Origin of the sequence: Nostoc sp. (assembly GCF_036919495.1) — a bacterium.
In the GTDB taxonomy this organism is placed as follows: Bacteria; Cyanobacteriota; Cyanobacteriia; order Cyanobacteriales; family Nostocaceae; genus Nostoc.
This window is the reverse complement of record NZ_JBALBZ010000003.1, coordinates 1-14,533: the sequence shown is the minus strand read 5'-3', so window position 1 is coordinate 14,533 and position 14,533 is coordinate 1. Positions and strand designations below refer to the sequence as shown.

The following is a 14,533-nucleotide window of genomic DNA, read 5'->3' as shown; positions in this document are numbered from 1 at the left end:
CGCAATTGTTCATCACTTGCCGCTAACGGTAGTCCTAAAATTCGGTAGTAATCTAGCGGAATTCGCACAGCCTACTTCCCCTGCACCGTGATCAACATAATTCACCTAGAGCGTTCCAGGCCTGTAAAACCGTGCCATAACAATGCCGTATAGAATTTACTCTACAAGTGTATATTGCAACAACTTGTTTTGTACCTCCCCGAAATTTTGAGTCACATTCTAGTACTAATTTTTTGCTTTCGCCTAGAAAGCCTCAATTGTTTGTCTTAATTCTTAGTATTTTTGTTTAACACAACTATTATCAGCCTTCGATAGCACAAACCACAACTACCGCTTTTAATCACGGCATAATTGTTGTGGTTGCAAGAATCTATTGATGATTGATTTTTTCGGGACTTTCCAACTAGGAGGTCAATAAAATACCACTATTGAAAATCTGTTACCCTGATAACTAGAGAAAAAAATCATATCATAATTTACCTTTAATTACAATTATCTATTTGGGTATATAGATTTTGCCTCCTTTTTTTTAAATTGTTAATGGATATGCAGAAAGCAGTCTATCTTGATTGCTAGTCTATGAAGGGGAATATTTAGGAGTGCTGTTAGCAGTAGCGGGGCGTTTAGCCCGTGCTGAGTTCTGAGTAAGAAGTAATGAGTAAGACATAGTACTTGTGAATTTTTTCACTCAGTACTTATTACTCGTAACTGATTTGATGCCTAATCGGTCTAATTTTACTTGTTTACTAAGCACTGGCTCAACGCCCTGCGATCGCTAACGGCACTCAGCACTGTTTCGGTGAGAGAACAACTCAAAGCGGCAGATGTTGCCCTTAGAGTCGAATCCTCACAGGGCATGGGCTGAAAACTTAAAAATCAAAAAATTAAAAATTCAGCTATTCCCTAAGACCCTTTTTTGGTGCATAAATAAAGTTTGATTGTTGAGTCTTGCAAACGCTAGCCTGTTAAAAGCTGAGGTGTTATCAGACCAACTTATTTAAGACCGTAAGTTTAAGTTGTACAACAGGGATACTCAAAAATAATGGTTCAAGAGCGTACTTTACCCACTTTTAATCCTGCTACTACGCACATTACTAAAGAAGAAGGGTTACGGTTCTATGAGGATATGGTGTTAGGGCGCTTGTTTGAAGACAAGTGCGCTGAAATGTACTACAGGGGCAAAATGTTTGGTTTTGTCCATTTGTACAATGGTCAAGAAGCCGTTTGCAGTGGTGTTGTGCAGTCAATGCGACCGGGTGAAGATTACGTTTGTAGTACTTACCGCGACCACGTTCATGCTCTCAGTGCCGGAGTACCAGCAAAAGAGGTAATGGCAGAATTATTTGGCAAAGCCACAGGTTGTAGCAAAGGGCGCGGTGGTTCCATGCACATGTTTTCTGCTGAACATCGCTTGCTAGGTGGCTATGCTTTTGTGGCTGAGGGAATTCCTGTAGCAGCTGGAGCGGCTTTTCAAAGTAAATACCGCCGCGAAGTGCTAGGAGATAAAAATGCTGACCAAGTAACAGCTTGCTTTTTTGGCGACGGTGCAGCTAACAACGGTCAGTTTTTCGAGACGCTAAATATGGCAGCCCTATGGAAACTACCAATTCTTTTTGTAGTCGAAAATAATAAGTGGGCCATTGGGATGTCTCACGAACGAGCCACTTCTCAGCCAGAGATTTATAAAAAAGCTAGTGCATTTAACATGGTGGGCGTGGAAGTAGATGGCATGGATGTACTAGCAGTCAGAGCCGTGGCTCAAGAAGCAGTAGCCCGTGCCCGCGCAGGTGAAGGGCCAACATTAATTGAGGCGCTTACTTACCGCTTCCGGGGTCACTCCTTGGCAGATCCTGATGAAATGCGAAGCAAAGCGGAGAAAGAATTCTGGTTCGCCCGTGACCCAATTAAGAAGTTGGCAGCTTATTTGGTGGAGCAAAATCTGGCGGATGAGGGAGAAATCAAAGCAATTGATCGTAAGATTCAGGATGTAATCGACGAAGCCGTTAAATTCGCCGAAAGCAGCCCAGAACCAGACCCTAGCGAGTTATATCGTTTCGTGTTTGCAGAAGACGAGTAACAAAGTTAGGAGTTAAGAGTCAGGAATTGTTAACTCACAACTCCTAACTCCTAACTATCCCTATACCCAGGACTAAAATTTGTGTTTAGCATTGCAGTTCAACAGCAACAGTACAAGACGTACATTCTTTCTGACGAAGCCGCAGGTTCTCAGTTGGAAGTCGTACCAGAACGTGGTGGTATAATTACCCGTTGGCGCATTCAAGGGCAAGAAATTTTCTACCTGGACACTGAACGCTTTACTCATCCTGAGTTGAGTGTCAGAGGTGGAAATCCAATTTTATTTCCTATTTGTGGCAATCTACCAGATAATACTTACACTCACAACGGGCAACAATATACTCTCAAACAACACGGGTTTGCCCGTGAATTGCCCTGGAAAGCAACAGAACAAGAAACTGGAGATAAAGCTAGTCTCAGTGTCGTTCTTGATAGCAATGAGCAAACTAAGGCAGTTTATCCTTTTGATTTTCAGCTGGCTTTCACCTACGAACTTCAAGGTAATACCCTAGAAGTCCGCCAGCAGTATAAAAACTTGTCATCCACACCAATGCCTTTTTCGGCTGGTTTCCATCCCTACTTTCTCTGTGGTGATAAAACTCAGTTAGAGCTTGAAATTCCCTCTAAGCAGTATCAAGACAATCTAACTAAGGAAATTCACTCTTTTGACGGCAATTTTGATTTTAGCCGTGATGAAATTGATTTTGCCTTTGGACAGTTAACGAGCCAATCGGCCATTGCCATAGATGGCAGCAGAAAGTTAAAACTCACCTTGGATTATGATGATTTCTCTACCTACCTGGTATTTTGGACAGTCAAAGGCAAAGAATTCTACTGTCTAGAACCGTGGAGTGCCACCCGTAACTCTCTCAATACTGGTGATAACCTGACTGTGTTAGCACCAGGAGCTAGCCATACAGCATCTATAAGGTTGACTGCTAATTTTTTCTAAACCCCTTTACAAATCTACAGATATCTATGCTATGATGGCAAAGTTGCGAAATGCAAAGAAAGGGTCGCTAACTCAACGGTAGAGTACTCGGCTTTTAACCGATTAGTTCCGGGTTCGAATCCCGGGCGACCCATAAAATCAACATAATATTATTAAATTAAAACAAGACGATCGCAGCATCCAAGAAATTTCTGCAATTCGGTAGGATAGGCATAGACTAATCCCAAAGACCATTGTCATGGTAAAAACACTTCCACAGCATTGGACAATTCCCCTTCTGGAAAATGGCGACAAACTCAGCCTTTATGAATTTGAGCGTCGCTACAACGCTATGCCTAACTTGAAAAAAGCCGAATTGATTGAGGGAATTGTCTACATCATGCCTGCTGCTTTGCGTTTTAGAAGTCATGGTCAACCGCATGGTTGGATTGTTGGTTGGTTATTTACTTACGAAGCGGCTACACCAGGTGTAGCGTCAGCAGTAGAACCCACTGTGCGCTTAGATTTAGATAACGAACCTCAACCAGATGCTGTACTTGCGATCAACCCAGAAGCGGGTGGTCAAACAAAGCTGAGTGACGATGATTATATTGAAGGCGCACCAGAGTTAATTGTCGAAATTGCTGCTAGTAGTGTCGCCATCGACCTCCATGCTAAAAAACAAGCCTATCGTCGCAATGGAGTCAAAGAATATATCGTCTGGCAAGTACTCGATCAGAAATTGACCTGGTTCTATTTGGAACAGGGTGAGTATTTAGAGTTGGCTACTGATAGTAACGGAATTCTGCGAAGTCAAGCTTTTCCAGGGTTATGGTTAGGGGTTGCAGAGTTATTAGCAGGGAATATGCAGTCCGTGTTGACAGTTTTACAAACAGGCTTGCAATCTCCTGAACACGCAGAATTTGTCCAGAGACTAGAGTCTTTTGCCTGATGCGATCGCTTGTAGATTTTGACTATTTTGGATAGTGGGCTACCAGAGCTACTAACTGTAGGGTAACTAAATGTACAACAATACAGAGCAAGTATAGGGCATACTACAGCAGTAGAGGGCAAGTATAGAACACATTTATAATAACTATGGCGTAAACTTTTTCAACATAGACACACGACACTAGTTATAATTTCCTATAAGTTGAAAAAACTCTTAAGATTTAGCGTAATAATTACGCTTCTCTCAGACCGACTAGCTGACAACCACATTAGGAGGACTATCTATGGCGCTTGTACCACTGCGGCTGCTGTTGGATCACGCAGCTGAAAACGGTTACGGCATCCCAGCTTTCAACGTTAACAATTTAGAGCAGATTCAGGCAATCCTGAAGGCTGCTGTCGAGACAGATAGCCCCGTAATTTTGCAAGCTTCACGCGGCGCTCGTAATTATGCAGGAGAAAACTTTCTACGCCACCTGATTTTGGCAGCCGTAGAAACCTATCCTCACATTCCCATTGTCATGCACCAAGATCATGGTAATGCACCTGCTACCTGCTACTCAGCAATTAAGAACAACTTCACCAGCGTGATGATGGATGGTTCTTTAGAAGCTGATGCTAAGACCCCCGCTAGCTTCGAGTACAACGTTAATGTTACCCGCGAAGTTGTAAATGTAGCTCATGCTTTAGGTGTCAGCGTTGAAGGTGAACTCGGTTGTTTGGGTTCTCTAGAAACTGGTGCTGGTGAAGCTGAAGATGGTCACGGCTTTGAAGGTACACTCGACCATTCCCAACTGCTAACTGACCCCGATGAAGCTGTTGACTTCGTAGAAGCAACCCAAGTAGATGCTTTGGCAGTTGCCATTGGCACAAGCCACGGTGCTTACAAGTTTACCCGTAAACCGACTGGGGAAATTCTAGCAATCAGCCGCATTGAAGAAATTCACCGCCGTTTGCCCAACACCCATTTGGTAATGCACGGTTCATCCTCTGTACCTGAAGATTTACTGGCACTGATTAACCAGTATGGTGGTGCAATTCCTGAAACCTACGGCGTACCTGTAGAAGAAATCCAAAAAGGTATTAAGAGTGGTGTACGTAAAGTAAACATCGACACCGACAACCGTTTGGCTATTACTGCTGCTGTACGTGAAGCTTTGGCTAAAAAACCAGAGGAGTTTGACCCCCGTCACTTCCTCAAGCCTTCCATTACATATATGCAGAAAGTTTGTGCTGAACGCTATCAGCAATTTGGTACTGCTGGCAACGCAAGCAAGATTAAGCAAATTTCTTTGGAAGATTTTGCTGCTAAGTATGCTAAGGGTGAACTCAACGTTGTTACCAAGTCAGCTGCTAAAGTTTAATTTTGACAACAAATAAGTAGGGGCATAGTGCTGCTATGCTCCTAAAAAACTGATAATTTTAATGTTGTCAGAAACCGGGTAAAAACCCGGTTTTTTATTTTATTCATAAAGGCTGGGAATGGGGAATGGGGAATGGGGCATTGGGCATTGGTCGATAATCAATAGTTCTTCTCCCCCTGCTCCCCCTGCTCCCCTGCCTCCCCTGCTCTCTACCCCCTAGAACACCCGATGTTGTAAAGATGGCATTTGACGACGGACTTGTTCGAGCCTAGTGGGCTTGATTTCTGCGATCGCAATTCCTGGTTTTTCCCCGGCATCGGCTAAAATTACGCCCCAAGGGTCGATAATAACGGCGTGACCGTGGGTTAGACGGCGGGCGTAGTTATTGCCTGTTTGGGCAGGAGCAATGACGTAGGCGGTATTTTCGATGGCTCTGGCTTGTAGTAGTACTTGCCAGTGGTCTTTGCCTGTAAAGGCGGTAAAGGCGGCGGGAATAAAGATAACATCGGCTCCCTTATCTGCCAGATGACGATACAGTTCAGGGAAGCGGACATCATAACAAATGGAAAGCCCTAAATTACCGAGCTTTTCTGAAAAATGGACAGGTGGTAGTTGCGTACCAGCCACAACCGTGCTGGATTCCCGATAGGTGTTGCCGTCGGGGACATCAACATCAAATAGGTGTACTTTGTAGTAGCGGGAAAGTTCTTGACCGTTTGGGTCAATGAGTAGAGTGGTGTTATAAACTTTGCCTGTATTGTCTACAGGAACTGGAAAGCTGCCGCCCAAGATCGTAATTTGAAAGCGTTGAGCCATTTTTTTCAGAAACTTTTCACTTTCAAGAGCGATCGCATCACCCTGCGCGAGTTTGTCTTTTTCTTCTCCCATATAGGAAAAGTTTTCTGGCAAACCTACCAATTCAGCACCTTGACGCACGGCAAGCTCTATTAATTCTTCTGCCTGTGCCAAATTTTTTTGTAAATCAGGCACACTGGTCAATTGAATAGCGGCGGCTAAATAAGACTTCATAGATTCAACAACGAACAGTTGATTTATGGAAAATAGATTATCAAAATATATCGCTACTTCAACATTTGTGGAACTTAATTAGAAATAGGTCAGCCAAAATTTTCTTTAACAGACTTGTTTTATACTGATCTTAATCTTCCTCTGGGTTATAGCAAACTGAGCAAGATAAAGATTAGGTTGTGATCAAACCTTGATAAAAACTTGTCTACTGTGGATATTCCTATTCTCATTCAAACATTTATCGCTGTGTTTGTCTTGGCGGATGCTGTGGGCAATATACCGATTGTTTTAGTTTTGACTAAGGGCATGATGCCAGACCAAAGAAACAAAGTTATAGATAAAGCAATTGTCATTGCGATCGTAGTTCTTTTGCTATTTGCCTTTGCAGGGCAAATAATTTTAAATTACTTGGAAATTAGTATCGGCTCTTTGCGAGTAGCTGGAGGATTATTGTTGCTGTTAATTGCTTTACAAATGCTGCGAGGAGATTTAGATCAGCCGATTATTGAAGAAGGACGCGATGTTGCAATTACTCCACTAGCTTTACCACTGCTAGCTGGGCCTGGAACTTTGACGACAGTGATGTTGTTGATGTCGAAATCACAGAGTCCGCATATTGCTGTCGTAGTAGGTATCTTAGGAGCAATGTTTGTCACTTGGTTAATTTTGCGTTTAGCAAATCTGATTGACCAGTGGATTGGTGCAGAAGGTGGAGTGATTGTGACTCAACTTTTAGGTTTTTTGTTGGCGGCGCTAGCAGTTGAAATTGGTAGTACGGGAATTAAGGAGTTGTTTTTGAGCTAGAAAACTCCAAAAAATATTCTGTCTGAAAGTGTATACAAATGTAAATAAGTTTGAGAGACGAGAAATTTGCGCCTCTCAAACTTGTTTATAAAAATTAACCTAAACTTAGAACAAGATGGATAACTCAAGAGGAGATTATTGCCAATTGAGTTTCAAAGATACTTTTCGAGAGTGGAAGCTAATGTAGTTTTAGGCACAGCGCCAACTACCATATCCACTTTTTGTCCATCTTTAAAAATCATTAATGTGGGAATACTACGGATGCCGTACTGACTAGCAACTTGAGGATTTTCATCCGTGTTGACTTTGACGACCTTAATTTGACCTTTGTACTGTTCGGAGATTTCATCGACAACAGGAGCTACCATACGGCATGGTCCGCACCAGGGTGCCCAAAAGTCAACTAAAACGGGTACATCGCTGTCGAGTACTTCTTGCTTGAAACTAGAATCGGTAACTTGCGCGGCTGTTGACATGCCTAAAACCTTCGTCAATAATATCTGAACTTGGTGAAAATTCTACCATAGCAAAAACCTCAGCTTGGAAGTGGGAGGATGTACATTTGCAAAGAAGCTCTAGAATTTATTTATAAACATAAGGAACCGCCCGAACAGTAGTCCGGGCGGAGTGTGGTGTGAGGAGTGAACGGAAACATTCGTCTCCGCTATCTCTATTGTAGGCGACATATCGGATTTTTCCAGCAATTGTTTAGGGGGCTGGAAAAATTTTTCAAGAAAGGGGGATTGGGGATTGGGGAGTGGAAGGAGGCAGAGGGGCAGGGAGCAGGGAGTAGAGGGGAAAGAGAAAGAGGTAATTTTTTATTCTACCCGTTGCCGCCAGCAAGAACTGCTTTTTCATCTCTCCCTGCCCCCTGCTCCCTGCTCCCCTGCTTCTTCTCTATTCCCTTATTTCCCCATACCTAATTGTTGAGCTTTTTGGTAAACTTTACCTTCGGTTAATAGGGAAGGCGCAATCACAACTTCTACTTGTTGCATTTCTTTAATATTTTTGGCTCCTAAGGTGCCCATACTCGTCTTTAAGGCTCCTAAAAGATTGTGAGTGCCATCATCTAGCCCTGCTGGGCCGATGAGTATTTGCTCTAGGCTACCGGTGGTGGCAACGCGAATCCGGGTGCCACGGGGCAACACTGGGCTGGGAGTAGCCATGCCCCAATGATAACCTCGTCCTGGGGCTTCTGCGGCTCTAGCAAAAGGAGAACCAATCATCACACCATCAGCACCGCAGGCGATGCATTTACAAATGTCGCCACCGGTGATTAAACCACCATCAGCAATAATGGGAATATAGTTGCCAGTTTCCTCGTAGTAATCATCTCGTGCTGCGGCACAATCTGCGATCGCAGTCGCTTGTGGTACACCCACACCCAACACCCCACGGGAGGTACAAGCGGCACCAGGCCCAATTCCCACCAATACCCCAGCCGCCCCAGCTTTCAACAAATTCAAAGTTACTTCGTAAGTCACACAATTCCCCAACACCACGGGGATGGGCATGGAACGGCAAAATTCTGCTAAATCAAGTGGTACTATAGACTCTGGTGACAGATGTGCAGTAGAAACTACCGTAGCCTGGACAAAAAATAAATCTGCCCCAGCCTTTGCCACCGCCTCACCGTATTTACTGGCACCGGCTGGAGTCGCACTTACCGCCGCAATCCCACCTTGTTGTTTAATTTCCTGAATCCGTTGTTCAATTAATTCTGGCTTTATTGGTTCGGCATAGAGTTCTTGCATCAGGGCAACAAATTCATTTTTCCCCACAGAGGCAATCCGATCTAATATTGGCTCTGGGTCAGCGTAGCGAGTGTGAATACCCTCCAAATTGAGGACACCTAATGCTCCTAGCTGTGACAAACGTACAGCCATCCGAACATCTACTACACCATCCATCGCACTGGCAATTATCGGGATTTCTCGCTCAATATTACCAATACGCCACTTAGTATCTGCCAAACTGGGGTCTAGTGTTCTGTTACCAGGAACTAGAGCAATTTCATCTATTCCGTAAGCTCTGCGAGCTGTTTTTCCCCGCCCAAGTTGAATTTCCACGCTTTAATTTTTCTTAAATCTGTTTAAGCTAGGGTATCAAATTGTGAGATATCTTGGGGCGTTTTTTTCCTGAACTACACAGATAAATTCGAGCTACCCAACCTACCTCTCGAAACTTTGATGGATGCAAAGTATTTACCAGACAACTAAATGAGCAAAAATTGTTAATTGGTTTTTATATTGTGTTGTTTGAGGATTGGTGTTGCGCTAGTTTTTTGCAATTGCACGATGATAGTATCTATTATTACTGAGCTAATGCCAATAAGATTGATATTAGCTCTCTTAATTTGCCTATATTCGCTTAGGTAAATATCAGGCAAATTCTCATAAATGATACCAAATTTGAATAATTTGTATCGTTTAAAATCGATCAACCTTCTGAATCTGAAGATTTTCAATTCCAAAATCCAAAATCCAAAATTGGTTTGATTTACCGTTTATTTTTAACTATATTCACACCAGTGTAACCAGTTGCTATCCAAAGTATCGCTCTAGCTCCATCGCGGACAGATTTTCCAATAGATTCAGGGGGTTTTTCTGAAGGAACGGGCACTGGTTTTAAATAAATACCTCGACTACCCAAAATAATTTCGCCGATGACACAAGCCCGGCGCATGTGGAAATCTGAAGTAATCAAATAAACGCTCTTGATGCCACGAGCTTGCAAATCATCTACCAAGGTAGTAAAATTGGTAACAGTATCTACGGCTTCATAATCCAAGTGTAAACGTTTAGGATCAACACCAGCTTTGGTAAACACTCGTTGGGTAAATCTAGCTGGACTACCCCCAGTAATCCAAATTGGTATATTTGGATGCTGGCGAACAAACTCGGCCGTAAACTTCTCTCGCTCTAAACGTCTCGTTGAACCACCCAACACTACAACTGCTTGCGGCTGTACAATTTGGTTTTGTACTTCTTTGTATCCCCACCAGATGATTAGCGGTAGGGCAAAAGCCATAAAACGAAAAGATTTTTGTGTAAAAAATAGCTTATTCAAGGCTCAATAACTTTATCTACGAATCCAAAATTTCCTCTGGCTAGAAGAAAAACAACAATTGATAGTAGAGTAGCAAACTCCTATAAAGTCTGTCCAAATTTATATTTGGGTGATTTTCAGGTTGCAGCGCGATTAAGCGTGCTTGAAGTTTTTCCTCTAATTGATGGATTATCCTAACCGATATCGGACAATCCATCAAAGGGTTTTAGCATCTTCTCAAAGAACCCCATTTAGGATAGCCTACTTTCAAATTAACCCCTTAGAGCGTTGGGAAGGGGGTTAGGTTTTTGTGGGTTTTTCCAGATGACCTAATAAATCCATCTGTTCGGAGCGGAGTTTGTAAATTGGCCGCACTACAGCATCTTAAATATTATATTTAGCGATCGCACTTTTTACGACTATCTATTATCTGTATATAATACATAACTTTCAAAAGCATCAATTGTTACAATAATTTCCTAAAAAGCCCATTCTATAATACTTTTTCATTGTTGAAACAGCGATCGCATACTTGCAGAAATACTCATTCAAATATCAGGCATTTTCTCATTACTTAATCCTAACTGATCTAGCGTAGACGCGTAGCTACTAGTCATCAAACATCGCCCTTAAAACATGAATATATAATTGGTATCTATTTTATTTATTAGTTGCTGCTTCCAGCCAAACTTCTACATCATCTGCTAGCAACTTCTGTGCTGCGTCCATCATTGATGTTGCAATATCTTTAAGGTCTTCACGATTGTTCAAGTAGGTTTTCAAGGCTTCCATTGGGTCGATGCTGCTACTTGCTGTCAATTCAGGAATGCGGGGACGAGCTAATTGACTCACTAATTCTGCTTGAATGGTGTAGGTATGAGCGAGACTTAAAGCAGTATGTAGAGAAGAACTGTCAATTAAATCCATCTGCTCAGAGCGGAGTTTGTAAATTAGCCGCACTACAGCATCTTGAATATCATACTTAGCGATCGCCTTCATTAACACCGCTTGCGGATCATCTGCTTTCGAGACATCCACCTCAATGGTGCGGAAAGTCCGAACTGTTAAGGGACAAAATTCCCATTCAACCCTCCCTCGCTCCAGTTCTATCATCACATAGCCTTTGTCTTCTTTTTCTTCACTAAAATCTACCCGCTCAATACTCCCTGGATAAATCACCGGCGGGTTGTTGGATTTATTCAAATTTTGGTGGCGGTGGACGTGTCCCAACGCTACATAATCAAAACAAGGTCGCGTCAGCAAAGATAGGGGTAGAGTAAAGCCTTTACCTACCGCCAAAAAGCGTTCTGCGCCCAAAGTAGCATTGTCAGCCATCAAGTGAGCCAAAAGGATAGTTGGCACATCGGGGTCAAGACGGCGAATTTCCCCTTCCATAACAACTCGCAGGCGTTCCGTTAAAAGTTGGTTGACTTCCGCCAAAGATGAACCTTCAGTCTCTTGGCGAGTCATCAGAGTGGAACGGGTCAGCCAAGGAAGGGTGATTACTTGCACTTTGCCATTGCGGGTTTCGATGCAGTGAGTGGTTAAGGTGTCACCGACAACAAATCCTGGCACTCCCAAAGTGCGGTAAATATTTAAACTCGCGCCTCCCTGTCCTTGGGAATGTTGGTCGTGGTTGCCTACCAACAGCACTGTTGGAATATTGGCATCCATGAGACGGCGAAATTGGCTGGCAAAAGCTTGCTGTACATAAGGCGGTGGTGTAGCATCCGGGAAAGCGTCGCCACCAAATATCACCATATCAACAGCATCTGTCAGCGCTCGGTCAATACATATAGATAAGGTATTGACAAAATCCTCCAATCGTGTGTTTAATCCAGTTGCGGGATTAATTCGTCCGTGGGAGAAGCCGCTTCCCATGTGGATGTCGGAGAGATGGAGGATTTTAATCATATTTTTCCTTTGTTCTTTGTCTACATATTAATGACAAATAGCTATTGAGAACTGTCTAAATGTCTCAAACTTACCAATGACTCGTCAATATTCTACGTTTTTCCCCTGGGCTTATTGTATTTTTTACCACTTTAATTTTATAAAAATTGTATAAAAAGATGCGCTATATCCAAAACTTTACTTAGAATCCACCTTCCGCACCCCCAACTGTCAAAATCAGTTTTTTCAGATTTTTAACCTAGTTAAATGTTGTATTTAATACGAAAAACCTCGAATCAGGATTGCAATCGCGCATTGTCAGTTAATTGCGGTGTGAATGTGACAGTTCTATTGAGCGATCGCTTAGTTTGCTTTCATTACGATCTTGGCTGTTGCACTAAGGCCCTGACATGAGTTGCAAAATCTTGTTGTAATGCTAGATGTAGCCAACGCAACACCCTCTACTACACTTAACTGAACTTACACGAAGTAGGTAAGCAATTACAAATAATTATTAGAATTTCTGAATTAGAATTTCTGAGAATAGGCTAAATTCAAACCTTTTCCGTTTTCCCAAACCACACTCTTAGATGAAGAGTGCTTATCCGAACTGTATTGGGATCACACCCACCATACCGTAGCTGGTGAATTGCCTGGTGCAGCCCATCAGTGAGCATTACATACATCTGCGATCGTCAAGGGAGCAATGCCAGCTATCTGCATCTGTTACGAATAGCACGCTTAAAAAGCCCAAAACACTTTTGGATTTAAGCAGTTTGTAATTGTTTGCTAAATTTGTTCTGTAACGGTGTTATGTAACTACAGAGGCTCAGAGTAAGCAGATAAGGGGAGAGTGGGGGGAAATTCTTCTTTTCTTCTATTCCCCACTACCTACTTCCTACTCGCCAGTTCCCCTTAAATATGAATTCCACATTCTGTTTTATCACTTCCCCGCCAACGTCCAGCGCGTTCGTCTTCGCCTTCACCCACTCTGGTGGTAATAGGTTCGTCGCCAATGCTGGGATAACCTTTGTCGTGTAGAGGGTTATAGATGACTCCGTGTTCAGCCACGTAAACCCAGCTGTCTTTACGTGTCCAGGTAGCGATAGGATTTACTTTCAGCCGACCTTTACCATCTAATTCAAATATGGGCATATTGGCACGGGTTACTGCTTGATCGCGGCGGCGGCCAGTAATCCAAGCAACGCTGTTGAGTTCGTCTAGACCCCGTAGCAGTGGTTCAATTTTTGTAATGTGGTGGAATTGGGTAATATCTTTGTCCCAGAGTTTGTCGCCGTACTTGGCTTCAAAGGCTTCGCGGGTGTCTACGTCTGGAGTTTTGAAAGTTTGCAGATCCAGATTGTAGATTTGTATGGCTTTGGCTACTAATTCTAGGCTTTCAGGGAAGTGGTGCAAAGTGTCCAGAAAGATTACAGGAACTGGATGCTTCAGTTCAGTGTAAAGAATATGGCTAATTATCATATCATCCACGTTAAAGGCGCTTGTTTGCACCAGTCCGGTTGGGATATTCTCTATAGACCATGCCAGTATTTCTTTAGGAGTGGCAGTTTCAAATTGCTGATTTAATTTTTCTAAGTCAAAAGCGATCGCTTGGTTTCTAGATGCCGTGGAAACTGTCATGATAATCTTCTGTTCAAATATTTTTACCTTGACTAAGATTTATTTTACTCCACAAAGGCCCATATTCCGCTCGGAGATAAGGTAATTATTCTGTGCGGAAATTACTACATTATCAATATGGGGTATGGGGAATTGGGCATTGGGAGTTGTCCTATTTTTAGTATTCAGTCAAAATGAATACATAAGTAAAAATATTTAAGTATAAATTAAGTAATTACTAAGAAACTTTACGGTAATTTAAGTTTTACAATGCTTTTATAGATATTTATACTGATTTTGATATGGTTAAGAAACAATTAATAAAAAGGATTTTACTTAAATGAACACTTCAAAATCCCCCAATCGCTTAGGTGAATCTATAATCATGGGCGCTTTAATGATGTTAACCAGCGTTAGCATAATTACAATAATGAACTTTTTCTAAGATAAAGATTTCTAATTTTAGCAATAAAACTTCACATAGCCCTGCTCAAAACTGAGTGGGGCTTTTGCTTTTAGTCCAGATAACATCCGTGTATATTAACTTTTTTCTATGAATTTCAGTAGAAAATAATTTGGAAGCCGTGTTTTTACGTAGTTTTGCAATCAGAGAATTTAAAATTGGGATGCGATCGCTATTTACCCCTAGTGGTCTGTCCCATCAGTTATGAGGGGTGAAAAAGAATTGTTTTGACGTAGCATTGCTACGTCAAAACAAAGGTTCTAGCAGGTTGTCGGAGAACCGCATTTAGTGACACAGTAAGATACCAATGCATCTCAATTCATGCCAAGAACTTTCAAAACGGTTGACTACGAA

12 protein-coding genes and 1 tRNA gene are annotated in these 14,533 nt (G+C 42.3%); 7 read left to right on the top strand and 6 right to left on the bottom strand.

The genetic code is table 11. The annotated features are described in order from the left end of the window. Positions 1-739: 739 nt before the first annotated feature. The 6 genes from V7K25_RS00130 to fba all read left to right on the top strand — a co-directional run bounded on the left by V7K25_RS00130 (position 740) and on the right by fba (position 5,322). Positions 740-865 carry a hypothetical protein gene (locus V7K25_RS00130; protein ID WP_335153975.1) on the top strand — a complete coding sequence of 42 codons (126 nt, stop codon included), beginning with the start codon at positions 740-742 and terminating at the stop codon, positions 863-865. A 177-nt stretch (positions 866-1,042) separates the two neighbouring features. Beyond that, positions 1,043-2,077, top strand: coding sequence for a pyruvate dehydrogenase (acetyl-transferring) E1 component subunit alpha (gene pdhA / locus V7K25_RS00125; RefSeq protein WP_335153973.1), 1,035 nt, complete (start codon positions 1,043-1,045; stop codon positions 2,075-2,077). Between the two features lie 81 nt (positions 2,078-2,158). Next, complete coding sequence (locus V7K25_RS00120; RefSeq protein WP_335153971.1) at positions 2,159-3,028, top strand: aldose epimerase family protein; 870 nt, start codon at positions 2,159-2,161, stop codon at positions 3,026-3,028. Positions 3,029-3,089: 61 nt separating this feature from the next. Next, positions 3,090-3,161: transfer RNA gene (locus tag V7K25_RS00115), tRNA-Lys, on the top strand. Positions 3,162-3,266: 105 nt separating this feature from the next. Continuing rightward, positions 3,267-3,959, top strand: a complete 693-nt coding sequence (locus V7K25_RS00110; protein ID WP_335153969.1) for a Uma2 family endonuclease — start codon at positions 3,267-3,269, stop codon at positions 3,957-3,959. A gap of 283 nt (positions 3,960-4,242) precedes the next feature. After that, positions 4,243-5,322: a class II fructose-bisphosphate aldolase gene (gene fba, locus V7K25_RS00105; protein WP_012411833.1), complete on the top strand. Its 1,080-nt coding sequence runs from the start codon at positions 4,243-4,245 to the stop codon at positions 5,320-5,322. A gap of 216 nt (positions 5,323-5,538) precedes the next feature. On the opposite strand, the gene V7K25_RS00100 is transcribed toward fba, so the two are convergent. Continuing rightward, positions 5,539-6,351, bottom strand: coding sequence for a carbon-nitrogen hydrolase family protein (locus V7K25_RS00100; protein ID WP_335153967.1), 813 nt, complete (start codon positions 6,349-6,351; stop codon positions 5,539-5,541). A 210-nt stretch (positions 6,352-6,561) separates the two neighbouring features. Here V7K25_RS00100 and V7K25_RS00095 point away from each other — a divergent pair, with 210 nt between their 5' ends. Beyond that, complete coding sequence (locus V7K25_RS00095; protein ID WP_335153965.1) at positions 6,562-7,155, top strand: MarC family protein; 594 nt, start codon at positions 6,562-6,564, stop codon at positions 7,153-7,155. A gap of 152 nt (positions 7,156-7,307) precedes the next feature. On the opposite strand, the gene trxA is transcribed toward V7K25_RS00095, so the two are convergent. The 5 genes from trxA to cysH form a co-directional block, all read right to left on the bottom strand. Continuing rightward, a complete protein-coding gene (trxA, locus tag V7K25_RS00090) occupies positions 7,308-7,631 on the bottom strand; it encodes a thioredoxin (RefSeq protein ID WP_196522884.1) in 324 nt (107 codons plus the stop codon). A gap of 429 nt (positions 7,632-8,060) precedes the next feature. Beyond that, positions 8,061-9,224, bottom strand: a complete 1,164-nt coding sequence (locus V7K25_RS00085) for a GuaB3 family IMP dehydrogenase-related protein (protein WP_335153963.1) — start codon at positions 9,222-9,224, stop codon at positions 8,061-8,063. 430 nt (positions 9,225-9,654) lie between these two features. Further along, a complete protein-coding gene (locus V7K25_RS00080) occupies positions 9,655-10,185 on the bottom strand; it encodes a YdcF family protein (protein WP_335153977.1) in 531 nt (176 codons plus the stop codon). A 678-nt stretch (positions 10,186-10,863) separates the two neighbouring features. After that, on the bottom strand, positions 10,864-12,117 hold the full coding sequence (locus tag V7K25_RS00075; RefSeq protein ID WP_335153961.1) for an exonuclease SbcCD subunit D: 1,254 nt from the start codon (positions 12,115-12,117) through the stop codon (positions 10,864-10,866). 894 nt (positions 12,118-13,011) lie between these two features. Beyond that, positions 13,012-13,737 (bottom strand): phosphoadenosine phosphosulfate reductase, encoded by a 726-nt coding sequence (gene cysH / locus V7K25_RS00070; RefSeq protein ID WP_335153959.1) that lies wholly within the window; start codon positions 13,735-13,737, stop codon positions 13,012-13,014. Between the last annotated feature and the right edge of the window lie 796 nt (positions 13,738-14,533).